Origin of the sequence: Methylotenera versatilis 79, assembly GCF_000384375.1 — a bacterium.
In the GTDB taxonomy this organism is placed as follows: Bacteria; Pseudomonadota; Gammaproteobacteria; order Burkholderiales; family Methylophilaceae; genus Methylotenera_A; species Methylotenera_A versatilis_B.
The window spans coordinates 1-24,506 of the sequence record NZ_ARVX01000001.1; the positions used below are offsets into that span (position 1 = coordinate 1).

The window sequence follows — 24,506 nt, forward strand, 5'->3', positions numbered from 1 at the left end:
CCCCACTGCTGCCTCCCGTAGGAGTCTGGACCGTGTCTCAGTTCCAGTGTGGCTGGTCGTCCTCTCAGACCAGCTACTGATCGTCGCCTTGGTGGGCCTTTACCCCACCAACTAGCTAATCAGATATCGGCCGCTCCATTAACGCAAGGTCCGAAGATCCCCTGCTTTCCCCCTTAGGGCGTATGCGGTATTAGCCAACCTTTCGATTAGTTATCCCCCATTATTGGATACGTTCCGATATATTACTCACCCGTTCGCCACTCGCCACCAGACCGAAGTCCGTGCTGCCGTTCGACTTGCATGTGTAAAGCATTCCGCCAGCGTTCAATCTGAGCCATGATCAAACTCTTCAGTTTAATTCACAACTATTACTTTTTCCTCTTTCGAGGTGGTATTCGCTTTTTGCTTTGCAACTCAATCATCTCCTAGAGAAATTCTAAGTATGTGTTGAGCTGTTTTTCTCAAATTCATTGTCAAGGTTTGTGTACTGCTTATCTATTACTAAATAAGCCTTATTACATACTTGTCATAAATTTAAGTGTAAGCATTTGTTATCTTGAGTATTTACTTAAACCAAACAACAAAACATTCAAGGCCGAAACCAAGCATTCATTGCGTCCAAGTAAATGTGTCTTAACCACAAACACCCACACTTATCAGTCGTTCAAATTGTTAAAGAGCTAATTCCTACAAGAGAAATATTGGTTGCGGGAACAGGATTTGAACCTGTGACCTTCGGGTTATGAGCCCGACGAGCTGCCAGACTGCTCCATCCCGCGTCCGATTCGACGTACATGCCGCCGAGAAATGAGACTATAGCAAGAGGAGGTATTTGTGTCAAACAGTATTGAGCATTTTATTTAAGATTTGCTCGTTTAGATAAACGCTAGAACAGCTTAAATCGCGTGAAAATCTATATAGAATAAAGGCTTACTTGCTGATTAAATCGGGTTAATTTAATTACCAATCGCACCAAATACTTTCTTAATCAAACCACTTGCTTGTCCAACAGGGTCTTTACGGATGGCGGCCTCTTCTTGCGCCATCATTAAATACACACCATCCAGTGTTTTTTGGGTGACATATTGCTCTAAGTTTGCATCCTCTTTTTTAACCAGTCCATATTTACCGCCCATTTCAGCAAACTTATTATATTGCTGCGCTAATTGGACATTTTCAGTGGCTTTTTTGACGATAGGTAAAAACTTTTCTCCCATCGGCAACGAGGTCGTTCTTTTAAAGTACTGCGTGGCTGAATCTTCTGGGCCAGTTAAAATCGACTTTGCATCAGCCAGAGACATTTTCTTTACAGAATCAACAAGCAGTGCTTTAGCTTCTGGCACAGCGGCTTCAGCAGCACGATTCATTTTAAGTACCAATTCATCGGCTTGTTTACCCATGCCAAACATACGCATAGCTTTTTCGGCTTTTCTCATAGATTCTGGTAACGGTATCTTGACTTGCTTGTTACCAAAAAAACCATCTGCGGCACCAAGTTTACTGACTGCTTTGTCTGCGCCTTGCATAAGCGCTGCTTTCAAACCGCTACTGGCTTCATCATTACTTAAATCACTTACAGCCAAAGCGTTTGCCTGTGAAACAAACAAGGTTAATAAGGTTGTTAAGAGAATTTTTTTCATGACTTTCCTTAGCGTTAAGATTGGTGACTAAATCATACAACGGAATAGTTGAATTAGGGTTTACTTTATATTCACTTTACCGTTGCATCATTCTCTTAATAGTTAACAACAAAAATCACTATGAATTAATAACCAAACTTAATCTTAACTTATTTTTGCTTGAGTGATTTAACTTGCCATATTTTGTCCGCATATTCACAAATCGTTCTATCGCTAGAAAATTTGGCCATGCGCGCCACGTTTAAGATAGCACGACGCGACCACTCTTCTTGATCTTGATAAACGCTGGACACTTCATCTTGGCAAGCGATATAACTCGCGTAATCGGCGAGCAATAGATAATTGTCATTATTTAACAAACTATCCACAATTGCTTGATAGCGACTTGGCTCTTCCAGCGAAAAGAAGCCGCTACCAATCATATCTAACACTTCTCTTAACGCTGGGTTTTGATAGTAATAATCGCGTGGGTTATAGCCTTTCGCCTTAGTTTCTGCCACTTGCGGCGTGGTTAAACCAAAGATGAAAATATTCTCGTCACCGACTTCTTCTTTAATTTCCACATTGGCGCCGTCCAACGTACCAATAGTTAACGCGCCATTTAACGCCATTTTCATATTACCAGTACCACTTGCCTCGGTACCTGCTGTGGAAATTTGCTCAGATAAATCGCTGCCCGGAAATAGAATTTCAGCGGCAGAGACTTCATAGTTGGGATAGAACACGACTTTGAGCTTGTCACCGACAACTGGGTCGTCATTCACGATAGCCGCGACATCATTAATCAATCGAATAATCAGTTTCGCCATCCAATAACCTGGAGCCGCTTTACCGCCGAATATGACGGTGCGTGGCGTGATATCTTTTTCACCATGTCGAATACGGTTATAAAGCGTAATCACATGCAACACATTCAGTAGCTGGCGCTTATATTCGTGAATGCGCTTAATTTGCACATCAAACAATGAATCAGGATTCAACTTAACACCTGTCACCGCCTCAATTTTATGCGCCAGGCGTAACTTCCTATCCTGTTTTACTGCACGAAATGCTTTACGGAAGTCTTTATCATCGGCTAAAGGCGTTAACTTAACCAGTTGCGTCAAATCTTTTTGAAAGCCATCGCCAATGGCTTTAGTAATTAAGCTAGTCAGTTGCGGATTAGCTTGATTCAACCAGCGACGCGGCGTAATCCCATTCGTCACATTGGTAAGTTTGTTCGGGTAGATTTTATTGAAATCAGCAAACAGTGTGGTTTTTAATAATTCGCTATGCAAAGCTGCCACGCCGTTCACTGTATGACTGCCAACTACCGCCAAATGTGCCATGCGTACGCGGCGGCCATGCGTTTCATCAATAATCGAAACACGTCTGATGAGGTCTGTATCGCCAGGAAAATGATGATTCACCATGGTGATAAACTGCTTATTGATTTCGTAGATAATTTCCAGATGACGCGGCAGCAAACTACCGAACAAGTCCACAGACCAAGTTTCAAGCGCTTCTGGCATTAAAGTATGATTAGTGTAAGCAAATATCTTAACAACTAAATCCCAAGCAAAATTCCATGCCAAGCCATGAATATCAACCAGTTGATGCATCATTTCCGCCACACCAATCGCTGGATGGGTGTCGTTAAGCTGGATGGCGACTTTGTTTGGCAGATCAGCCCAGTCTTTCTCCGTTTTCACCTCACGCGTGGTGGTAAATCGACGCAGAATATCTTGAATAGAAGCTGATACGAAGAAATATTGTTGCTTTAATCGCAACTCACGCCCGGATGCAGATGAATCGTTAGGATATAAGACTTTTGAAATCGTCTCCGAATCAGTGCGCTCTTCTACCGATTGCTCATAATTGCCATCGTTAAATTGGTGCAAATCGAAGTCTTTCGTCGCTTTCGCGCTCCAAAGCCTTAGATTATTGACGGTATCAGTTCCGTAGCCTGGCACGGGAATATCATAGGCCATCGCAACAACATGTTGTGCCTTGCACCAATGATGCCTCACGCCATGCTCATCGTTCACTGGCACTACGTGCCCATAAAACTTAATATCGTATGTAGCCTCTGGACGTTGAAATTCCCACACATTGCCGTAACGTAGCCAATTATCTGGGTTTTCCATTTGTTGGCCGTGCTCAATAGATTGTTTGAACATACCGTATTCATAGCGAATACCGTAGCCAGTCGCAGGTATATCCATGGTGGCCATTGAATCTAAAAAGCAAGCAGCTAAACGACCTAAACCACCATTTCCCAAAGCCGCATCATTTTCCATTTCTGCGGCGGCCTCCATGCTGCGACCTAATGCACCTAAACTGTCGCTTAACTCATCTTTAATGCCCAAATTAAGTGCAGCGTTTGTCAGCATGCGACCAATTAAAAACTCTAATGAGAGGTAATAAACACGTTTAGGGTCATGATCATAATAGGATGCAGACGTTCTAACCCAACGCTCAACCACATGATCGCGCACGGTGTAAGCAGCGGTGTGATACCAATCTCTGGCCGTCGCAACCTTGTCTGTCTTAAAGCATGAGAAGATTAAGTGGTTTTGTAACGCCTGTTTAATAGGCGTTAATTTGGGCAAAACGGTGGTTTCTTTTTTTGCAGGTTTAGTCGTGTTTTTCATTTAAATATGGCTTTCTGAAGAATACTGAACGGTTACCGATGAATGTATTTTAGCAAATACCAAGCCAATGTTTTATGACAATCTGTTTTGGGACAAGTTTGAATATTTAATTTTATGTCCAAATAATAAAAAAGCCTGCTTTTAATAGCAGGCTTAAATATTTTCAAACTACAACTAAATTAATGCAGAATAAATATTAGGTCACACTAATAAACTATTCATGCGTCGCACAAAACTTGCAGGGTCGTTCAATTGACCACCTTCTGCCAGCAAAGCCTGATCAAAAACCAAATGCGCTAAATCTTTAAACTTAGCTTCATCGGCTTCAGCCTCTAAACGTTTCACCAATTTATGCGCAGGGTTAACCTCTAAAACGGGCTTACTATCTGGCGCATTTTGTCCTGCGGCTTTTAAAATACGCGCAAGATTAGCTGAAACATCATGCTCGCCCGCCACCAAACAAGCTGGTGAATCAGTTAAGCGATGCGTCACACGCACTTCTTTCACTGCATCGCCCAATGAAGTTTTAATGCGCTCAATCAAACTTTTCGCATCTTCCTCAATTTTTGCTTTGGCTTCTTTTTCAGACTCATCTTCCAATTTACCCAAATCCAAATCACCTTTAGCGATTGACTGCAGTTTCTTGCCTTCAAACTCGGTTAAGCTGCCCAATAACCACTCATCCACTTTGTCACTCATCAGTAACACTTCAATACCTTTTTTGCGGAAGATTTCCAAATGTGGGCTGTGTTGCGCTGCAGCAAAAGTATCCGCCGTAATATAGTAAATCGCTTCTTGCTCAGGCTTCATGCGCCCAATATAGTCAGCAAATGAGACGTTTTGCACATCGGTATCTGCTTGCGTACTAGCAAATCTCAATAAACCAGCGATTCTATCTTTGTTGGCAAAATCTTCGCCTGGACCTTCTTTTAATACGCGACCAAATTCTGTCCAAAATTTAGCGTAATCCTCTGGTTTATCTTTTGCTAGCTCTTCTAGTAAACCCAGTACCTTTTTAACCGAACCATTTTTAATCGCATCGACATCGCGGCTATCTTGCAGAATTTCGCGCGATACGTTCAAAGGCAAATCAGCAGAATCAATCACGCCGCGCACGAATCTTAAGTACTGTGGCATTAGCTTTTCCGCGTCTTCCATAATAAATACGCGTTTCACATACAATTTAATGCCTTGACGACGTTCACGGTCATACAAGTCAAATGGCGCTTTGCTCGGAATATATAACAATGAAATATATTCCTGTTTGCCTTCTACACGGCTGTGCGTATAGCCAAGCGGCGCTTCATAATCATGCGAAACATGTTTATAAAACTCGTTATATTCGTCTGTTGTAATATCATTTTTGCTGCGCGCCCAAAGTGCAGAAGCTTTATTGATGGTTTCCAACTCATCAGTCGTCACCATTTCGCCTGGCAGTTTCGTACCATCCGCGCCGTCTGCGCCCTCTTTCCATTCCGATTTAAGCATCACGATCGGCAAAGTAATATGGTCAGAATATTTGCGGATAATCGATTTTAATTGCCAATCGTTTAAAAATTCGTCTTCATCTTTACGCAAATGCAAAGTGATTTCTGTACCGCGCGATGCTTTTTCTACTGCATCCAGCGTGTAATCGCCTTCACCAGAACTTGTCCATTTAACCGCTTCAGTACTGCCAGCGCGGCGAGTAGTTAACGTCACTTTATCTGCAATAATAAACGCAGAATAAAAACCAACGCCGAATTGACCGATTAGATTGGCATCTTTAGCTTGGTCGCCAGTTAACGCATTAAAGAATTCTTTTGTGCCAGATTTCGCAATCGTACCAATATTGGCGATGACTTCATCGCGACTCATCCCGATACCGTTATCTGAAATTGTTAGCGTGCGTTTGGCTTTATCAAAGCCAATCTGAATTTTCAACTCGCTATCATTTTCATACAGCGCACCATTCGCCAGCGCTTCAAATCGCAACTTATCTGCCGCATCTGATGCATTAGAGATCAACTCGCGCAGCACAATCTCTTTGTTGCTGTACAGCGAATGAATCATCAATTGCAATAATTGTTTTACTTCGGCCTGAAAGGCTAATTTTTCTGATGCTGGTTTTTCCGAAACGTCATTCTCTGGAACTGAGTTCTTTGAAGCCATCTTATCTCCTTAAATTTTTAGTTTTAAATGGGTTGCTTAAATTTAAGCTTTATTTTAATTACAGTTACTTTGATTAATCGATAATTACATATTGGGCTACAGCCAGTTATTTCAAGCACAAACATTTAAATTCAAACGTTATTGATGATTGTTATTTTTAATGATTATTTTGGGTTAATTCGGCTTTAATTAGCTATTTTGTCATCTTATTAACCAGCAAATATGCTATAAAAGCATTATGAAAAATGATGTGAAAAACGATAATATTGTTTCTAATGAAACGCTACTAGCGGCTGTAGATTTGGGTTCTAACAGTTTTAGACTGGAAGTTGGCCGTTATGAGAATGGTCAGATTCAACGTGTCGATTATTTAAAAGAAACCGTGCGCCAAGGTGGCGATTTAGATGAGGAACGCAATTTAAAGCCTGAAGCAATCGAGCGCGGACTGAAATGTCTGGCGCGTTTTGGCGAAACCTTAAAAGGTTTTCCTAAACATCATGTGCGCGCTGTTGCCACACAAACTTTGCGCGAAGCTAAAAATCGCGATGAGTTTTTAAAGCAAGCAAAAAAAGCCTTAGGCTTTGATGTAGAAGTGATTTCTGGTGTAGAAGAAGCGCGTTTGATTTATCAGGGCGTGAGCCGTTTATTGCCGCAATCCAATGAAAAACGCTTGGTGATTGATATTGGTGGCCGCTCGACCGAGTTTATTTTGGGTCAGCATTTAGATGCAGAAACTACCGATTCACTACGCGTTGGGTCTGTCGCATGGTCACTCAAATATTTTGCCGATGGCCAATTAACCGAGAGAAATCTACAACGTGCAGAAATCGCTGCTGAATCATTTTTAGATGCAGTCGCACCGATTTATCAACGCAATAAATGGGATGTCGCTTATGGCGCATCTGGCACGGTGGGCGCAGTGGCAGAAGTGTTAGGTTACGCTGGATTCGATGATAGTAAAATCACGCGGGAAGGCTTGGCGTGGTTGCGCAGCCAACTGATTAAAGCAAAAACCGCAGATAGACTGGATTTGATTGGCTTAAAAGAAGACCGAAAAGCAGTGATTGGCGGCGGTTTAAGCATCTTAATCGGCATATTCGATTTATTGAAATTAGATGAATTAATTGTCGCAAAAGGCGCGCTGCGTCATGGTTTGTTATACGACATGATGAATGAAGAAATCGATGCGCCTGAAGATTTATGCGATGCGTCAATCATGCGCCTGACGAAACGTTTCGGCGTGAATATGCAACATGCAAAAAATGTGGCTAAAGTCGCACTCGGGTTTTTTGATGCCATATCGCCCACCTTGCAAAAAACTGAAAATGAATCCGGCAGAATACAACTCACCAAACCAAGGCAGATATTAGGTTGGGCGGCTTTAAGCCACGAAATTGGCGCAGCTATTTCGCATAGTGAATCACAAAAACATGGCGCGTATATTTTAGATAATACGGAGTTGATGGGATTCTCACAAAGTGAACTGCATCGTCTAAGCTTGCTGGTTTTAGGTCATTGCGGCAAGCTGAAGAAATTAGAAGCGGATTTTGATGACGAGCATTTTATTAGCAAATTATTGGCGTTAAGATTGGCCGTCATTTTCTGCCACTCACGCAATATGCCTGTGCTTAAAAATATCAAGCTAGAACGCGCTGGCAATATCTTTATGTTGAGCCTGCCAAGCGCATGGCAACAAGCCTTTCCGCAAACGTGTTATTTATTGGAAGAAGAAATTTTGGCCTGGCAAAAAACCAACTGGAGCTTGGTGGTCTCTACGCCAGATTAGACCAAGACTTAATTAGTTAACCAATAAAACTGGTTAACTAATTAAAAAGACGCATTTTAAACAGTTGCTTAACTGCATGATTCGATGATGATTTAACGTTATTAAAATTATTTGACATGCAAAATAAACGGTATAAACTGTTTACACTGTTTTTTAAAATATATTGAACCTTTGGATTTTGAAAATAATTTTAAAAAGCGCTACTTACAATATACAAATGCTTATTTAAAGGAGTTTATACATGTCTAAAATCTCACCGATTCAAGCCAAAGCACTTGGTTTAAAACCTACAGCTGCAAAAGCCGCCGCGACAAGTCCAACGGCTAATCAAGCGACTAAACCAGTAACCACGGCGCCAAAAGTTACTGCTAAACCAACAGCAAAACCTGCAGTTGCTGCTAAAGCAAAAACTGCGGCAGCAAAACCCGCTGTAAAATCTGCTGCAAAGCCAACCGTTACGCTTAAAACAGCAGCAGTTAAAACGACAGTAGCTAAATCAAAAGACAACAAAAAATCAGATGATAAAAAACCAAAATCAGAAAAAGTAAAAATGGAACGCGATAGCTTTACCATGCCGAAAGATGAGTACGCGCAAATTGCTGTGCTGAAATCGCGCTTAACTGTATTAGGTCAACCTGCTAAGAAAAGTGAATTATTGCGCGCTGGTATCAAACTATTAGCAGCGATGTCTGACAATACACTTAAAACGACTTTGGCTAAAATTCCGGTGATTAAAACTGGTAGACCGAATAAAAAAGACTAATAAATTTTATTTAACTAGTTAAAAGTAGTAGGTTAAAAAGATATTTAATCTAAATAATCACAGCAAGCTCGGCGTTTGCAAAGTAAATAATTTATACCGCCGATTAGTCGTTAAGTGATTGTCATTAGAATGAAGGCGCAGCCACCATACTGCGCCTTTTTTTATGCTGGTATTATTTTCGCGATTAGCTCGTCCAGCGCTTGCTTCAGCTTGCTCAAATAAATAAGAAACCAACTGCCCCATCCATGGTTGATGCCCAACGATTAACACATTTTTAGGCGGATTTTTTTGATGTTGAAGTTGTATTAAAACAGCTAATACATCCGCCAAACTAGCGCTGGGTTTTAATGCATCATGTAATTGAATCTTATCATCCAATGCTTCTGCAGTTTGCAGCGCACGCACGGCTGGGCTGCAAATCATTCGCGTTTCATCCGGCAAATGTTGTTTTAGCCAACGCGCCATACGTTTGGCTTGCGACTGTCCTTTATGCGTTAATTGGCGCGCATCATCATTTTCGCCCAGCTCAAAATCTGCTGGTTCTGCCTCTGCGTGGCGCCAGACGATGATATTGTCAAACTTAATTTGCTCAAACTTAGTATGACTAACTTTAGTTAATGCTAATTTTTCGGTCATTTTTCGCTTGGCGTGTAGGCTTTTATTAATGTTTTCTGCGTACTTAACCGTTTGCTATGGCTAATATTTTGCATATCCAATTGCTGATATGCGCCGTTCTCTATGAGCACCCAAGCATCTTCGGTATCTTCTAAATAAGGCAATAAACATTCTTGCATCACGCGCGTTTGCATTTCACTGTCTAAAATTGGCCAGGCAATTTCTACACGGCGAACCATGTTGCGACTCATCCAATCGGCGCTAGAAAGCCACATTCGCTTGATTTGATTGCCCTTGATTGGATTAATCTCAAAGTAAAAAATGCGCGAATGCTCTAAAAATCGCCCGACAATCGAGCGAATATGAATGCGACCATTTACGCCCGGCGCATCAATCGGCAAAATACACGCGCCGCGAATAATCAAATCAATCGTAACGCCCTGTTGCGCCGCGCCAATTAACGCTTTAACCAACAGAGTATCCGTTAACGAATTCATTTTTGCGATAATTTTTGCTTGTCCGCCTAATACGCAAGCGCGTTTTGCCGCTGTAATTCTCCGTAACATGGTCGCTTGCAGATTAAAAGGAGCGACCAATAATTGGCGCATGCGCGGCAGTGCAATTTGGCTAGTCAAATGCCTGAACACATATTCCACCTCACGCGTGAGCGTTAAATTACTGGTGAGCATGCAAATATCGGTATACAACTTCGCAGTGTTTGCATTGTAATTTCCGGTTGAAACGTGTGCATAGCGCTTGATGCGTTTACCTTCTTGGCGCATCACCAGTAACATTTTTGCATGCGTTTTTAGTCCAACCATGCCATAGACGATTTGCGCGCCAATCGCCTCAAGTGACTCCGCCCAGTTAATATTGGTTTCTTCATCAAAACGCGCTTTAATTTCTACAATAACCAGCACTTCTTTACCGCGGCGCACCGCCTCTTGCAGCAGATTAAGCATGCGCGGATCGCTACCTGTGCGGTAAATCGTTTGATGAATCGCCAATACTTTTGGATCATGCACTGCTTCGTGTAAAAACTTGATGACCGCTTCAAAACTTTCGTAAGGACGATGAATCAGCACATCTTTTTGTTTAAGCTGGGTAAAAAATGATTCTTCTTGGTTTAAATCTTTAGGCCAAAGCGGCTGAAAAGGCACAAAGGCTAAATCTCTACCATTTGAATCAACACCTTGCGCTAAACCAGTTAACTGAATCAATCGGCCCAAATTGACAGGGCCCTGGACGAGGTAAAGTGATGCAGGCGTTAAGTTAAATTCTGCTAACAGAAAATCAGACAAATGCGTCACACAACTTTGCGAAACTTCTAAACGCACCGCTTCGCCAAATGGCCGCTGTGCTAACTCTTGACGCAACGCCTTGGGTAAATCATGGATATCATCTTCATCCAATGCCAAATCTGAATGACGTGTAACCCTAAACTGAGAGTAACTTAACAACTTTTTTTTCCCAAATAAATCGGGTAAATGCGCGGCGATAATACTGGTTAAGGTAACAAAATGTTGCTGCGTACCATCAATGTTTGGCAACTGCATCACTCTTGGCAAAATGCGTGGCACGCGAATAATATTAATATTGGGCGGACTATTAGACTTGTCTGGCGCTAGTTCTACAATAAAATGCAATGCCTTGCCAGCCACCAAAGGAAACGGATGCGCGCGGTCTAATGCAATCGGTAATAACAGCGGTTTAACATTATCCTCAAAATATTTAGCGACCCATTTTTTTTGCGCTGGTGTGCGCTCGTGTCCAGCTACAATATCCACACCCGCTTGTTTTAAAGCGGGCATCAACTCGTCATTGAAAATCGCATATTGCTGCGCGATTAATGCATGCGCTTGCTCAGAAACTGCGTTGAAACTATTAACGGTGACAACGCCTTTTTTGGTGTGTCGTTGCATGGCATCGATTTGCGCTTCCATGCGCACCTCAAAAAACTCATCCAAGTTTGAGGCAACAATGCACAAAAACTTTAACCGTTCTAATAGTGGATAATCTTGGCGTTGTGCCAGACGTAGCACGCGCTGGTTAAAACTGAGAATACTTAAATCACGATCAAGCAGCTTTGTTATTGGCATTATCATAGGTAAATATTTTATGACAAATTTCCTGTTTTATTATGACAGTTTTGTGAAACCTGTATGCTCGATTGAGCACATGCTTTTATTTTTGCAGCAATTGTCGGCAGAATATTTCACGCCCATGTAATTTTTTAACCCAATTTTCAGCCGATATATTATTTCACGTCTGTATTTCACTCGAGGCTTGCGGGGTAATGTCGATTATTGGCTTTGAATAAAGAAATATTAGTCACTATTAAGTGACTGTCTTTTACTTCGTGAGGTTCAAACTGATGTAGATTAAAGCAGAATGTAGTTGATTGCTAATTGCGCAGCAGTAAATCCAAATGGTGCGGTAACGCAAACGCTAGAGCCATATCCAGCACAATTTAAGCCAGTGATTGAGGTAGGTTCGACTTCACATGCATCTTCTGTTTCAGATGTACTTGCTTTGGTTGAGTCTGGCTTAATGGCCTGTTCATCCGAAAAAACACAATCAATGCCAAATTTTGCTGGTTTTTTAGTGTTAAGTACTTTGGGGAAAGCATAATCGCGGCGCAATTGATTGCGTACTTTAGACAATAATCTATCACCAGTCACATGCGCTAGATCGGCCACTTGAATGCGCGTAGGATCAAGCCGCCCACCTGCACTGCCAGCCATGATAAGTGGTATTTGCTTGCGCTTACAAAAATCTGCCAAAGCAATTTTGGCTTGCGCGTCGTCAATACAATCTAATATCACGTCACATTCAAAGCTCAGAATTGTTGTAATATTTTGCGTCGTAATAAAATCTTCAATTTCGCGCACGTTGCAAAGCGGATTAATGCTCAAAATACGTTCACGCATCGCGCTGACTTTTGCTTGTCCAAATGCGCCATCTACTGCATGCAATTGGCGATTCACGTTACTCTCTGCGATATTATCCAAGTCAATCAGTGTAATCGTACCCACCGCATTGCGTGCCAGCGCTTCTGCTGCCCAACTCCCTACGCCGCCAATACCAATCACAACGGCATGCGCAGTATTGAGTTTTTTCAATCCTGCTTCGCCATACAAGCGTTTTACGCCACCAAAACGGCGCTCAAAATCCAATTCGCCAGTCATGTTTCTAATATGACAAAAGCTGCCGCTAAGTTCTTTTCATCACTAATACTAATATGTGTTTGCGTGATATTTTTAGTTAACAACATCGCCTGTAACTCTGCCGCTAAAACCAATATTGGCTTACCTAAAGCATCATGCGAAACCGCGATATTTTGGAAAGTGGCTGGCGCACGCAAACCCGTGCCAAGCGCTTTTGAGAAAGCTTCTTTTGCTGCAAAACGCTTAGCTAAAAATCGCGGCTTTATTTGCGATTGTTGATAGCTCGCGAACTCGCTATCCGCTAAAATACGTTTAGCAAAATCATCGCCAAATTGTGCAATAGAAGCTTCGATTCGACTGACTTCTACAATATCTGTACCGATTCCAAAAATCATGATCAACTACGCTGGCGCAGACTCTTTCATTAACGACTTCATCTCCGCCACCGCATTATCCCAACCCACAAAAATCGCATGCGCGACGATGGCATGGCCAATATTCAGCTCTTCTAACCCTTGTATTTCGGCGACTTCATGCACATTGTGATAATGCAGGCCATGACCTGCATTCACCACTAAACCCAGTTTTTTAGCATGCGCAACGGCCTGTTTAATGCGTGTTAATTCTATTGCTTTTACTGATTCGGTTTCTGCATCTGCAAAAGTACCTGTATGTAATTCAATCACTGGCGCGCCCATTTTTTTAGCGGCGTCAATCTGTGCGATATCTGGACCAATAAAAAGCGAAACACGAATGCCATGTGCGGCTAATTTTTCACAAGCAGCTTTTACTTTATCAAAATGCATCACCACATCAAGTCCGCCTTCTGTCGTGCGTTCTTCACGACGCTCAGGTACCAGGCAAACGTCTTGCGGTTTCACTTGGCAAGCAATACCAATCATTTCATCGGTCACAGCCACTTCTAAATTCATTTTAGTTTGCAACAAGGGGCGCAAGGCGAAAATATCAGCGTCTTGCATATGACGGCGATCTTCACGCAAATGTAACGTAATGCTATCTGCACCCGCTTGCTCGGCACGCAACGCAGCTTGCACCACGCTGGGATATTTAGTGCCACGCGCTTGGCGAATGGTTGCGACGTGGTCGATGTTGACACCTAATTTAATCATTTTTAATTTCTATTATCAAATCACAAAAAAATAACTTATAAACCTTGTAAATCAATGAGTAATTGCCTTGTATGCAAAGGCTTATCGCCTAAATAATGCGCCAACAAATAGCGCATTAATTGTTTACTTTGGTTTTGCGTTTGGCTATCGGTGTAATCGTCATTTGCCATATTGAGCAAAGTTAACCCGCTCAATTGTACGCCATTTTTGGTGACGCTAAGCTCACATGCGCCGTACTCGGCTTCATAGCGATAGCTTTTATCGGCAGAAATCTCTATGTCGTTTTCATCTGTTAACAAAGGCACGGCATAGCCCATTTCTTGTAACAGCTTTAGCTCAAAACGTCGTAAAGTAATGGCTAAGTTTTTACTATTATTTAAACTTTGGTTTGCCGTTAAGTCTTGTTCACTGGCCAGCGTTTTAAGCGTTGCGTCATAGTATTCAAACAAGTTCTCATGTGCATCTTCGCGTGGCAGCAATCGCAATAAAAGCTCATTCATATAAAAGCCACACATCAATGCCTCGCCTTTAATCAGCGTCAAGCCAGCGTGCCAATCTAAGCTGTGTAAGGTTTTAAGTTCGTTTTTGCCAGACCATGCGCCTGAAAGCATTTGAAAAGACTGCAACATACCGCGCATGGCTGAATGCGGCCTGCGCGCACCTTTGGCGACTGCTGCAGTACGCCCAAACTGTTGGCTAAATAATTCCACCACTAAGCTGGTTTCTTTAAAAGGATAAGTATGTAAAACGTAAACAGGCTGATTGGCTACCCGATGATCACTTATTTTTTGATTGTTTGATGCCAAGGCCAAATTAGAACCGTCCCAAAGTTAACGCTCTAATTGACTCAAACTTTGCAAGACTTCATCTTCGGCTTTTTTTATTAGCAAAGGCATTAACATTTCAGCGCCTGAGAATAAAATCATGGCATATTGGATCGCGTCATCGGCTTGAATCGGCGTAAATTTTCCAAATCCATATCGCGAGTTACGCATTAATTGCCAGCCACCTTTGGGCTCTGCATACTCAGGCTTATCAAAATGGTGTTTGATGTCTTCACTGGTCAAACTTTTGAGCGGGTAATCACCATTATCCGCCAAAATCACCCAGCCCATTTCGCCATTTTTACCGGTATTTTTCAGCTGATATAAATACCAATCATCCTCTTCATATAACAGATGAAAGACATTATTAATACTGCCAGTATTGCGATTAATCGCGTAATAAATACCGGCGTCATCTAACTCAATCGGCTTGCCATAAATCGGCAGATTAAAAACATTGTGTTCAGACATCTTTTTATAGCCTAAATCTTATCGTTAACATTCAGTATTTTAATCAAAATATTTTCAAAAATACGACACTTAATAACCCAAGCTTTTTAGCGCCCTTTCGTCATCTGCCCAGCCGCCTTTAACTTTCACCCAAGTTTCTAGATACACTTTGCTGCCAAATAATTTTTCCATATCCTGACGTGCTTCGGTGGAAATTTGCTTCATTTTTTCCCCATTTTTACCGATTAACATCGGTTTTTGGCTATCTTTATCCACAATAATCGCGGCAAAAATGCGGCGCAGATTTTTAACAGCTTCAAACTTTTCAATTTCCACCGTCACTGAATACGGTATTTCATCGCCTAATAATCTGAATATTTTTTCGCGAATCAGTTCCGCCGCCAAAAATCGTTCGTTTTTATCGGTTAACTCATCTTCACCATAAATCGCTGGCTGCTCTGGTAAATACTGACGCGTCGTTTCTAACAACTCATCTAAATGTAGTGATTTTTTTGCGCTAACAGGAATAATGCCAACAAACGGATGCAATAAATCAAAATCTTGAATCAACGGCAATAAATTGTTTTTATCACCCATCAAATCGGATTTATTCACCACTAATAAAACTGGTTTATCTTGCGGCAGCAAACTTAATACTTTTTTATCCGCTTCGCCCAGTTTCATTGGCTCTATGACAAATAGCACGACGTCTACTTCTGTCAGCACTTGCGTCACGGTTTTATTCAAACCTTTATTCAATGCATTCAAATGTTTTTGTTGAAAACCTGGTGTGTCCACAAACAAGAATTGTGTATCTTCGGTGGTATGAATACCCAACAAACGATGTCTTGTCGTCTGCGCTTTACGCGACGTAATCGCCAATTTCATGCCCAAAATATGGTTAAGTAAAGTCGATTTACCTACATTCGGACGGCCAACAATCGCGACTGTACCGCATCTAAAACTGTTGTTGGTTTTCGGCTTATCAGCTTCTAGCGATAAGTTTTCCGGTGTTGTGTTTTCTTGCGTCATTGCGCGCCTGACTGTATGTTTTTCAATTGTTTCATTTGGGACTGTCCAATATTTTATAAGGCCAGTATTTTTTCTAAGGCAAGTTGAGCTGCTTGTTGTTCAGCATTGCGGCGGCTAGACCCTTCGCCAGCAACATTAATATTCAATTTTTCGATGATGCAGGCGATTTTAAAGGTTTGTGCATGCGCTTCACCTTCAATTAACACCACGTTGTAATCTGGTAAGGCGATTTTTTTTGCCTGTAGATATTCCTGCAACTGTGATTTAGCGTCTTTATCAATGATTTTTGGATCAATCTGACTAATCCTTGCGTTAAACAATTGCAGCACCAAAGCTTCTGCCGCAAGATGTCCTCCATCGATATAAACCGCGCCAACAATCGCTTCCAGTGCATCAGCCAATATTGAAGGTCGCTTCCAACCAGCGCTTTTCATTTCACCTTCGCCCAATTTAAGCGATTCACCAATACTTAAGCTAATAGCAATCTCACAAAGCGTCGATTCTTTAACCAACTGCGCCCGTAGACGACTTAAATCACCTTCAGGCAATTTACTAAAACGATTATACAGTTGATTAGCGATAATAAAATTAAGTGCGCCATCACCCAAAAACTCTAGTCGCTCATTATTATTAGACGCGAAACTACGATGGGTAAGCGCCTGCGTCAATAGCGCTGCATTTTTAAACTGATATCCAAGACGGCTGGCAAGATTATCCGTAGACATCATCACATACTCTGCTGTTGATATAACGGATACTCAAATGGCGAATGTTCCAATGGCTGATTGTGATACTACTTTGCAGATGTCGCATTAAAATCCAACAACGCACTAGCATTTGCCATAACAGGGATAACCACTTGATATTCAACAGAAACCACGCCATTGTTAACGACTAAATCTGAACCTTTAACAACCGTAATATTATCCACACGTGCTGACTTATCAAACGCAGCTGCAATCGTTTTTTTATCGGTCACATCGGTTGAAGTAACCGCTCTTTTAATCGCACTTTTAACGTTCATAAACTCTAAATAAGCAGGTCCAACTTTCATGCCCAGCAACCCCCAAAACACGATTGCTGCAATCACGATGACCATGCCAATAAATGATGCGCCTTTTTGATTGTTGTACATATTTACTCCCGCTTGAATTTTAAAATCGATTAACTGCAAGCTATTTGATTGCAGTACCAATTCGATGAAACTGATCAAAATTAAACCAGATAAAAAAAGCTTTTCCCACTAGATTATGTTCTGGTACAAAACCCCACACACGACTATCCGCGCTGTTATCGCGATTATCGCCCATCGCAAAGTAATGCCCTGCTGGCACCGTTACCGCTTCGCCATTCAGAAATTTTTCGCCTGGCGATCCAGATGGATATTGATTCGGAATATCATGAATCAAAATGTCATGTTTCACATCACCAAGTTGCTCGGTCGATTGTTGCGCAGTCATGCTATTTTCTTGGTCACTGCCATCACGATCTTTAAAAGACATGGTGTAAGTGTAATTATCGGTGAACTTAACGTCTAATTTTTGCCCATTTATCGTTAAATGTTTATCTTGATATTGAATCACATCGCCCGGCAAACCAACCACACGCTTGATATAATCAATCGTCGGTTCAGGCGGATAATGAAAAACAAATACATCGCCACGTTTAGGATGGTTCATTTCAATGAAGGTATTATTCAGCACTGGCACACGTAGACCGTAGGTGAATTTATTCACTAAAATATAATCACCTGCAAGTAAAGTCGGCATCATTGAACCGGATGGAATTTTAAACGGTTCCACCAAAAATGAGCGTAGCGTAAATACCAACAAAATAACCGGGAAAAAGCTTTTGCTGTATTCCACATACCAAGGCTCAGCTTGATCACCACGGTTTTTACGCAACACCCAAATATCCAGTAGCCAGATTAAACCTGTTACCACCAAAATTGCAATCATAAACAAAGCAAAATACATGTGTTAATACCTTTTTTATCTTAATTTCTTATTTATCTTCGACTCTTAATATCGCTAAAAACGCTTCTTGTGGAATTTCTACATTACCCACTTGTTTCATGCGTTTTTTGCCTTCTTTTTGCTTGTCTAGCAATTTACGTTTACGCGATACATCGCCGCCATAACATTTTGCAATCACGTTTTTACGCATGGCTTTTACCGTTTCGCGTGCAATAATATTAGCACCAATTGATGCTTGAATCGCCACATCGAACATCTGGCGTGGAATCAGTTCGCGCATTTTCTCTGCCACTTGACCACCTCGGTATCGGCTATTGGCGCGATGTACAATCAAGCTCAGCGCGTCAACACGTTCACCGTTCACCATAATATCTAACTTAACCAAATCTGCAGCACGAAATTCTAAAAACTCGTAATCCATGGATGCATAACCGCGCGATACCGATTTTAATTTATCAAAAAAATCCAGCACCACTTCGTTCAACGGCATTTCATAGCTGAGCATTACTTGCCTGCCCATATACTGCATATTCTTTTGTATCCCGCGCTTATTATTGCAAAGCGTCATCACTGGCCCTACATAATCTTGTGGCATCAGCAAATTGACATTAATCACAGGCTCACGAATTTCTTCAATACGCGACATATCTGGTAAACGTGAAGGATTCTCAATTTGTTCAACTGTTCCATCTTTTAGCATGAGCTCATACACAACGGTAGGCGCCGTTGTAATCAAATCCATATCGTATTCGCGCTCTAAGCGTTCTTGTACGATTTCCATATGCAACAAACCTAAAAAGCCGCATCTAAAACCAAATCCAAGGGCAGTAGAATTTTCTGGCTCAAATAACAAGCTGGCATCGTTTAAACTCAGTTTTTCAAGCGCTGTTCTTAACGCTTCAAATTGATTAGATTCTACTGGATACAAACCAGCAAACACTTGCGGTTTCACCTCTTTAAAACCCGCTAATGGTTCTGCGGCAGGTCTAGTTGCTAAGGTAACGGTATCACCTACTTTAGCGCTGGCAAGCTCTTTAATGCCGGCGATAACAAAGCCTACTTCACCCGCTGAAAGCGAGGTCTTTTGCAACGATTTTGGTGTGAAAACACCCACTTGCTCACACAAAAATTCAGTATGGGTTGCCATTAAGCGAATCTTATCTTTAGGCTTAAGCACGCCATCAATTACACGCACCAACATCACCACGCCAACATAGTTATCAAACCATGCATCAATCACCAGCGCTTTAAGTGGCTTAGTTACATCGCCCACAGGCGGCGGCACTTTTGCAATCACGGCTTCTAATACATCGCGCACGCCTAAACCTGTTTTAGCTGAACATAGCACAGCGTCGCTGGCATCAACACCGATGACATCTTCGATTTCTTGCTTCACGCGCTCTGGGTCAGCGGAAGGTAAATCGATTTTATTTAGAACTGCTGTGACTTCCACACCTAAATCTAACGCGGTATAACAGTTAGCAACACTTTGCGCTTCAACACCTTGCGACGCATCAACCACTAGCAACGCACCTTCGCATGCAGAAAGTGAACGTGATACTTCGTAGCTAAAATCCACATGACCAGGCGTGTCAATCAAATTTAATTGATAAGTCTCACCGTCATCTGCTTTGTAATGCAAAGCCGCTGTTTGCGCCTTGATGGTAATGCCACGTTCGCGCTCAATATCCATACTATCCAGCACTTGCGCTTCCATTTCACGATCCGCCAAACCACCACAAAGATGAATAATACGGTCTGCCAAGGTGGATTTGCCATGATCAATGTGGGCAATAATAGAGAAATTACGGATGTTTTTCATGTTTACTTATGGGTTTTACAAACAAATGGTCTTGATAAAAAGACTCGCTTTAGAAACAAATAAGACGCCATGAGCGCCTTATTTCAATAAGCGTGATTTTACAGCAAATGCTTGAAAACGTTGTAATTAATTAATTCGATACATTTTAATGCGCATTATTATGCCTAAAAATAGAACCATAAAAAAACCCGCATTAATGCGGGTTTTTAAATCAATCTAATAGATTGCCATTATCTTTGTTGCGATAGACTTTGTTACTTGGTTACCTTAATCGGCACATACAAAGTATTTTCACCACGCAACACCAACATTGCGACGGTTTTGCCTGCTGCTACGGCGTTAACTTGTTTATTAAACAGCTCCACACTCTGACTTTCAGAGTTATTCAAACCCAAAATAACGTCGCCACGGCGAATGCCGGCCTGCGCAGCTGCACCAACACTATCCACTACCAACAGACCATTCTTGCCATTCAATCTTTTCTTTTGTACCGCTGTTAACTCTTTTAATGTTAAGCCAACTTTATTGGATTCGGCTTTAGCGGTTGGTTTACTAGCAGCAACAACTTCATTTGGATCTGTTGGCATCTCACCCACAGCAATCGTCAAGTTCTTCACCGCGCCTTTACGTAAAATTTCAACTGCTGTTGCTTTACCGGGTTTGGTGGCACCGACAACACGCGGCAAATCACTTGAAGTTACAATTGGTTTGCCATCAAATTTAGTGATGACATCGCCAGGCTCTAAACCACCTTTTTCTGCTGGACCGCCTTTTTCTACGCCGGCAATCAATGCGCCATTGGTATTTTTCATACCAAATGACTCTGATAATTCTTTAGTTAACTCTTGTATGGCAATGCCTAACCAACCGCGCGTTATTTTTCCAGTAGATTTAAGTTGATTAGAAATATCAATCGCTACGTCTATCGGAATGCTGAAAGACAAACCAACTGAGCCGCCAGAACGACTGTAAATTTGAGAGTTAATACCAACTACCTCACCTGCCAAATTGAATAGCGGACCACCTGAATTACCCGGATTAATCGCCACATCAGTTTGTATGAATGGTACGAAATTCTCTTGCGGCAATGCGCGACCTTTGGCACTAACAATACCTGCAGTCATGGTATTCTCTAAGCCAAAAGGTGAGCCAATCGCTGCCACCCATTGTCCAACTTTAAGTGCAGCCGGGTTGCCAATCGTTACTTTTGGTAAATTTGTTGCCTCAATTTTAATTAAAGCCACATCGGTACGTTTATCAGCACCAATAATCTTGGCTTTAAATTCACGCTTATCAGATAACTTTACTAATACTTCATCCGCCGCGTTGACCACATGCGCATTAGTTAAAATATAGCCATCGCTACTGATAATAAAGCCTGAGCCTAAAGAAGAGGATTTGTAGTCTTGCCCATCTGGTGCGCCCTGACCAGGCGCTCCTGGCATTCCTGGAATACCGAATCGTTTAAAAAACTCCTGTATATTTTCGTCATCAGGCATACCTGGAAAAGGCATACCAACATTGCCGTTGTTTTGCAGCACTTGCGTCACGCTAATATTCACCACTTCTGCACCATGCTTTTCAGCTAGTTCAGTAAAGTCGGGCAAATCTTTAGCCATCACTGCTTGGCTTGCACCATTAAAGACGAATGCACTGGTTAAAGTGGCAATGGTTAAAGTCGTTGTAGAAATCCATTTTTTCAACATCTGTTTTTTCCTTACCTTACATCAATTGTTATGAAAGTTTACTGCTGTTCGTATTACCACTGATTTAGTTACTGCTGATTTAACTACTTACTCACCGAATATTGCGTCAATTATTATGGTTACAAGTGTCTACCTATACAATCTTTTAAGTGATGGCGATTGCGTTCTATTGCCAGAATTATTACGCGTTTTTTCACCCTGATTTTGCATTAATCAATTAATGGAGAAAGATTGTTTGGGTTATCTATTTGAAGCGGTTTGTTTTTTAAAGCTGACTGCTTTAGCAATTTGTTGCACTGTTGCCAATGGCACTTCACCTACGACGACAACTTGATAGCCATCAAGAACATTGGCGCAAATATTAGTAGAGCCGACTAACTTGTGTCCCATTTTAGGACGCATACCTTTAGAGATCGGCTCAATAAATAGTGAAACAGAGGCGATACCATCTGAGAAAATCAATTGATTTATTGGCGAAGTTTTACCGTTAACCATCAATTCAATATGATCTACTTTTACGTAACCTGGAGGTAACTCGGCGATAATCCAGTTGGTATTCACACGGTTAGGTAATGTTGCATCTTCCATCACATAATTTTTGCTGGTATCAATTTTTGGCTGAAACCAATTTAAATCGTGTGAGTTAAGCATGCTCAATTCTTGAAAGGCAATTTGCTCTAATGTTTCCGTCTTATCGTTAAGCAACGTCATCTTAACCAATAAACCATACTCGGTATCAGTCCAGATTTTGTAACTGTAACGATAAGCATCTTTGGGAATTAGCTCAATGATTTGCGCCTGACGGCCCGCGACACTATCTAACATACCAACGCGTGCTGCGTAACTTAATTTAAGCGATTGCAGATTTGCGGGCAGCATTGCAGGAAACAAATTCTGTCCACGGCGTTTTTCAATAATGACTTTGTTATTTTTAGGATGAAAAATAACAATATCGCTACCTTGGCTAAACACCTCGCGTGGCTGACCAACTTGCAGTTTGTTGTCTAACACCATATTGCGGGTAAATTCACGCCCACCGTCATTCATGTGGGTAATTTGCACAGAGCGCGCTTGATCACCATTTTGGTAGATAAACACACCCTGATAATTGAGTTCACGTGCTGCGAAAGCAGCTTTTTGTAGGATAAGCCATGCGTCTTCTCCTGCGAATGCATTTAAACTAAAACTGGTCAGCGTAAAGCCGTAAAGAAATAGTGCAGTTGCAGGTCGAAGCATGTTAATTATTGTCCTGCGCTGTTCATATTAGCATTAACATTTTGGATGTAATAAGCTGCTCCACTTGGCGCTGCAGCTTGGTGCGCTTCTAAATATTCAAGCGGCAAAGTTTGCGCGATTTCTACTGGCATCATTTCTTCGGAACCAGTGAATTGCTGTTGCAACACCATTAACCCGACAAACATCACAGCAGCAACTGAAGCCGCGATTGACCAAAATTGGTTGGACTGAAGTAGGTTTTTTTTATGCTGAATTTGATTATCTGTCGCCGCTTTCGGCGCCAATACTGTTGGCTCATCTGCTAAAGCATTCATCACGCGCGCACTAAAATCTGCACTCAAATAACGATCGCCACGCATCGCATCACCAATTAAATGATAGTTTTGCCAACAGCCTTCCAGCTCGCCGCCCGATTGAACAGATGTGATCAGATGTTCGGCACTCGCCACATCAAACTCGCCATCAATAAGCGCAGATAATTGATCTTTCATTTTTATAACCTCTAATACTTAATATCTAAATACTGTTAAAAAGTAATGTTTTTTAACATTACTTAACCGTTAATTACCCACACTTAAAATTAACTTAACTAATCAAATTGCTTAACCCAAGTTAAATTACTTAACCCAATAAATCAGTCAATAATTACCAACGTTTTCCATCTGGCGTATCCAACAATGGCTTGAGTTTTAAGGCAATGGTTTCACGCGCTCTGAATATACGTGAGCGCACCGTACCAATCGGACATTGCATTAAAGTCGCAATTTCCTCATAACTTAAACCTTCTAACTCACGCAAAGTGATGGCGGTACGCAATTCTTCTGGCAAACTCGCCACTGTGTCATTGACCGTTTGCGCGATTTCTTTAGTCATCATGGCCGTTTCTGGCGTTTCCATCGTGCGCATTTCGCTGCCGTCTTCAAAGTTTTCTACATCTTCAATTTCAACATCCTGCAACACTTGCGGCCTACGACCCATTGATACCAAATAATTTTTAGCCGTGTTAATGCCGATACGATACAACCAAGTATAAAAGGCGCTATCGCCTCTAAAATTATGCAAAGCGCGATACGCTTTGATAAACGATTCCTGCACCACATCTTCTACTTCAGCTTGATCGCGAATCATCCGCGAAAGTAGGCGCCCAAGCTTGCGGTGATACTTTTCTACCAGCATGCCAAACGCTTTTTTGTCGCCTTGCTGCGCGCGCACAACCAACGCTTGATCAAGCTCGCGATTCCCCGCGCCAGAACTTGTTGTTGGGCCATTGCCGTTTGGCTTATCAGCCATTAATTGTCCACTTCCGTTTTGATTCGTTTTGTAGCCGCTATTATACGCATGCGGAGCGGGTTCTACGAAACTTGAACGGGACAATGCTTCAATCTTTGCTGTTTGTAACATTTCTATCCTCCAGAATATCTAGTCACTTTATTTATATCTCTATATGCATCTTTATATCGTCTAAATGTTACTTGTTATACCGTTTTAAATACTACTATTAAGCACATTTTTTATATTGCTGGCTTATGGTTAAAGACAAAGATAAACTGCTATAAGTTCATTCGTTCTCACGAG

The 24,506-nt window shown here is 41.7% G+C and carries 21 protein-coding genes, 1 tRNA gene and 1 rRNA gene; 2 read left to right on the forward strand and 21 right to left on the reverse strand.

The window, feature by feature from the left end:
- The 5 genes from METVE_RS0100005 to htpG all read right to left on the reverse strand — a co-directional run.
- A 16S ribosomal RNA gene (locus tag METVE_RS0100005) occupies positions 1-356 on the reverse strand; the annotation flags it as partial.
- Positions 357-702: 346 nt separating this feature from the next.
- Positions 703-779, reverse strand: a tRNA-Met gene (locus tag METVE_RS0100010).
- A 177-nt stretch (positions 780-956) separates the two neighbouring features.
- Positions 957-1,640, reverse strand: a complete 684-nt coding sequence (locus METVE_RS0100015) for a DUF4197 domain-containing protein (protein WP_020166387.1) — start codon at positions 1,638-1,640, stop codon at positions 957-959.
- Between the two features lie 149 nt (positions 1,641-1,789).
- Complete coding sequence (locus METVE_RS0100020; RefSeq protein ID WP_020166388.1) at positions 1,790-4,273, reverse strand: glycogen/starch/alpha-glucan phosphorylase; 2,484 nt, start codon at positions 4,271-4,273, stop codon at positions 1,790-1,792.
- A gap of 201 nt (positions 4,274-4,474) precedes the next feature.
- Positions 4,475-6,424 carry a molecular chaperone HtpG gene (htpG, locus tag METVE_RS0100025; RefSeq protein WP_020166389.1) on the reverse strand — a complete coding sequence of 650 codons (1,950 nt, stop codon included), beginning with the start codon at positions 6,422-6,424 and terminating at the stop codon, positions 4,475-4,477.
- Between the two features lie 238 nt (positions 6,425-6,662).
- On the opposite strand from htpG, the gene ppx reads away from it, so the two are divergent.
- Positions 6,663-8,210, forward strand: coding sequence for an exopolyphosphatase (gene ppx, locus METVE_RS0100030; RefSeq protein WP_020166390.1), 1,548 nt, complete (start codon positions 6,663-6,665; stop codon positions 8,208-8,210).
- Positions 8,211-8,451: 241 nt separating this feature from the next.
- Positions 8,452-8,973, forward strand: a complete 522-nt coding sequence (locus METVE_RS0100035; protein WP_020166391.1) for a hypothetical protein — start codon at positions 8,452-8,454, stop codon at positions 8,971-8,973.
- Positions 8,974-9,030: 57 nt separating this feature from the next.
- On the opposite strand, the gene sixA is transcribed toward METVE_RS0100035, so the two are convergent.
- The 16 genes from sixA to rpoE all read right to left on the reverse strand — a co-directional run bounded on the left by sixA (position 9,031) and on the right by rpoE (position 24,332).
- Complete coding sequence (gene sixA, locus METVE_RS0100040; RefSeq protein WP_020166392.1) at positions 9,031-9,609, reverse strand: phosphohistidine phosphatase SixA; 579 nt, start codon at positions 9,607-9,609, stop codon at positions 9,031-9,033.
- The gene (gene ppk1, locus METVE_RS0100045) at positions 9,606-11,687 is read right to left on the reverse strand and encodes a polyphosphate kinase 1 (protein ID WP_020166393.1); all 2,082 of its coding nucleotides are present in this window, start codon (positions 11,685-11,687) and stop codon (positions 9,606-9,608) included. The genes sixA and ppk1 overlap by 4 nt, the downstream gene beginning before the upstream one ends.
- A 282-nt stretch (positions 11,688-11,969) precedes the next feature.
- Entirely contained in the window at positions 11,970-12,776 is an 807-nt protein-coding gene (locus tag METVE_RS0100050; RefSeq protein ID WP_020166394.1) for a tRNA threonylcarbamoyladenosine dehydratase, read from the reverse strand.
- On the reverse strand, positions 12,773-13,150 hold the full coding sequence (acpS, locus tag METVE_RS0100055) for a holo-ACP synthase (protein WP_020166395.1): 378 nt from the start codon (positions 13,148-13,150) through the stop codon (positions 12,773-12,775). The genes METVE_RS0100050 and acpS overlap by 4 nt, the downstream gene beginning before the upstream one ends.
- Positions 13,151-13,156: 6 nt before the next feature.
- Entirely contained in the window at positions 13,157-13,885 is a 729-nt protein-coding gene (pdxJ, locus tag METVE_RS0100060; protein ID WP_020166396.1) for a pyridoxine 5'-phosphate synthase, read from the reverse strand.
- A gap of 35 nt (positions 13,886-13,920) precedes the next feature.
- Positions 13,921-14,697, reverse strand: coding sequence for a DNA repair protein RecO (recO, locus tag METVE_RS0100065; protein ID WP_020166397.1), 777 nt, complete (start codon positions 14,695-14,697; stop codon positions 13,921-13,923).
- An 18-nt stretch (positions 14,698-14,715) separates the two neighbouring features.
- Positions 14,716-15,180: a hypothetical protein gene (locus tag METVE_RS0100070; RefSeq protein WP_020166398.1), complete on the reverse strand. Its 465-nt coding sequence runs from the start codon at positions 15,178-15,180 to the stop codon at positions 14,716-14,718.
- Between the two features lie 69 nt (positions 15,181-15,249).
- On the reverse strand, positions 15,250-16,191 hold the full coding sequence (era, locus tag METVE_RS0100075) for a GTPase Era (protein ID WP_020166399.1): 942 nt from the start codon (positions 16,189-16,191) through the stop codon (positions 15,250-15,252).
- 53 nt (positions 16,192-16,244) lie between these two features.
- Entirely contained in the window at positions 16,245-16,916 is a 672-nt protein-coding gene (rnc, locus tag METVE_RS0100080) for a ribonuclease III (RefSeq protein ID WP_020166400.1), read from the reverse strand.
- Positions 16,917-16,984: 68 nt separating this feature from the next.
- Positions 16,985-17,326: a DUF4845 domain-containing protein gene (locus METVE_RS0100085; protein WP_232415341.1), complete on the reverse strand. Its 342-nt coding sequence runs from the start codon at positions 17,324-17,326 to the stop codon at positions 16,985-16,987.
- 40 nt (positions 17,327-17,366) lie between these two features.
- Positions 17,367-18,167 carry a signal peptidase I gene (lepB, locus tag METVE_RS0100090; RefSeq protein WP_020166402.1) on the reverse strand — a complete coding sequence of 267 codons (801 nt, stop codon included), beginning with the start codon at positions 18,165-18,167 and terminating at the stop codon, positions 17,367-17,369.
- A 28-nt stretch (positions 18,168-18,195) separates the two neighbouring features.
- Positions 18,196-19,989, reverse strand: a complete 1,794-nt coding sequence (gene lepA, locus METVE_RS0100095; protein WP_020166403.1) for a translation elongation factor 4 — start codon at positions 19,987-19,989, stop codon at positions 18,196-18,198.
- 254 nt (positions 19,990-20,243) lie between these two features.
- On the reverse strand, positions 20,244-21,695 hold the full coding sequence (locus tag METVE_RS0100100; RefSeq protein WP_020166404.1) for a DegQ family serine endoprotease: 1,452 nt from the start codon (positions 21,693-21,695) through the stop codon (positions 20,244-20,246).
- 240 nt (positions 21,696-21,935) lie between these two features.
- A complete protein-coding gene (locus tag METVE_RS0100105; RefSeq protein WP_020166405.1) occupies positions 21,936-22,931 on the reverse strand; it encodes a MucB/RseB C-terminal domain-containing protein in 996 nt (331 codons plus the stop codon).
- A 5-nt stretch (positions 22,932-22,936) separates the two neighbouring features.
- Positions 22,937-23,422 carry a sigma-E factor negative regulatory protein gene (locus tag METVE_RS0100110; RefSeq protein WP_020166406.1) on the reverse strand — a complete coding sequence of 162 codons (486 nt, stop codon included), beginning with the start codon at positions 23,420-23,422 and terminating at the stop codon, positions 22,937-22,939.
- A 154-nt stretch (positions 23,423-23,576) separates the two neighbouring features.
- Positions 23,577-24,332 carry an RNA polymerase sigma factor RpoE gene (gene rpoE / locus METVE_RS0100115; RefSeq protein ID WP_020166407.1) on the reverse strand — a complete coding sequence of 252 codons (756 nt, stop codon included), beginning with the start codon at positions 24,330-24,332 and terminating at the stop codon, positions 23,577-23,579.
- Positions 24,333-24,506: the final 174 nt, after the last annotated feature.

Coding starts and splice junctions, on each gene's coding strand:
- METVE_RS0100015 (WP_020166387.1), bottom strand. CDS start 1,640: ATGAAAAAAATTCTCTTAACAACCTTATTAACCTTGTTTGTTTCACAG.
- acpS (WP_020166395.1), bottom strand. CDS start 13,150: ATGATTTTTGGAATCGGTACAGATATTGTAGAAGTCAGTCGAATCGAA.
- htpG (WP_020166389.1), bottom strand. CDS start 6,424: ATGGCTTCAAAGAACTCAGTTCCAGAGAATGACGTTTCGGAAAAACCA.
- METVE_RS0100035 (WP_020166391.1), top strand. CDS start 8,452: ATGTCTAAAATCTCACCGATTCAAGCCAAAGCACTTGGTTTAAAACCT.
- rpoE (WP_020166407.1), bottom strand. CDS start 24,332: ATGTTACAAACAGCAAAGATTGAAGCATTGTCCCGTTCAAGTTTCGTA.
- lepB (WP_020166402.1), bottom strand. CDS start 18,167: ATGTATTTTGCTTTGTTTATGATTGCAATTTTGGTGGTAACAGGTTTA.
- lepA (WP_020166403.1), bottom strand. CDS start 19,989: ATGAAAAACATCCGTAATTTCTCTATTATTGCCCACATTGATCATGGC.
- rnc (WP_020166400.1), bottom strand. CDS start 16,916: ATGTCTACGGATAATCTTGCCAGCCGTCTTGGATATCAGTTTAAAAAT.
- METVE_RS0100085 (WP_232415341.1), bottom strand. CDS start 17,326: ATGTACAACAATCAAAAAGGCGCATCATTTATTGGCATGGTCATCGTG.
- METVE_RS0100020 (WP_020166388.1), bottom strand. CDS start 4,273: ATGAAAAACACGACTAAACCTGCAAAAAAAGAAACCACCGTTTTGCCC.
- METVE_RS0100070 (WP_020166398.1), bottom strand. CDS start 15,180: ATGTCTGAACACAATGTTTTTAATCTGCCGATTTATGGCAAGCCGATT.
- era (WP_020166399.1), bottom strand. CDS start 16,191: ATGACGCAAGAAAACACAACACCGGAAAACTTATCGCTAGAAGCTGAT.
- sixA (WP_020166392.1), bottom strand. CDS start 9,609: ATGACCGAAAAATTAGCATTAACTAAAGTTAGTCATACTAAGTTTGAG.
- ppk1 (WP_020166393.1), bottom strand. CDS start 11,687: ATGCCAATAACAAAGCTGCTTGATCGTGATTTAAGTATTCTCAGTTTT.
- METVE_RS0100110 (WP_020166406.1), bottom strand. CDS start 23,422: ATGAAAGATCAATTATCTGCGCTTATTGATGGCGAGTTTGATGTGGCG.
- pdxJ (WP_020166396.1), bottom strand. CDS start 13,885: ATGATTAAATTAGGTGTCAACATCGACCACGTCGCAACCATTCGCCAA.
- METVE_RS0100100 (WP_020166404.1), bottom strand. CDS start 21,695: ATGTTGAAAAAATGGATTTCTACAACGACTTTAACCATTGCCACTTTA.
- METVE_RS0100050 (WP_020166394.1), bottom strand. CDS start 12,776: ATGACTGGCGAATTGGATTTTGAGCGCCGTTTTGGTGGCGTAAAACGC.
- METVE_RS0100105 (WP_020166405.1), bottom strand. CDS start 22,931: ATGCTTCGACCTGCAACTGCACTATTTCTTTACGGCTTTACGCTGACC.
- ppx (WP_020166390.1), top strand. CDS start 6,663: ATGAAAAATGATGTGAAAAACGATAATATTGTTTCTAATGAAACGCTA.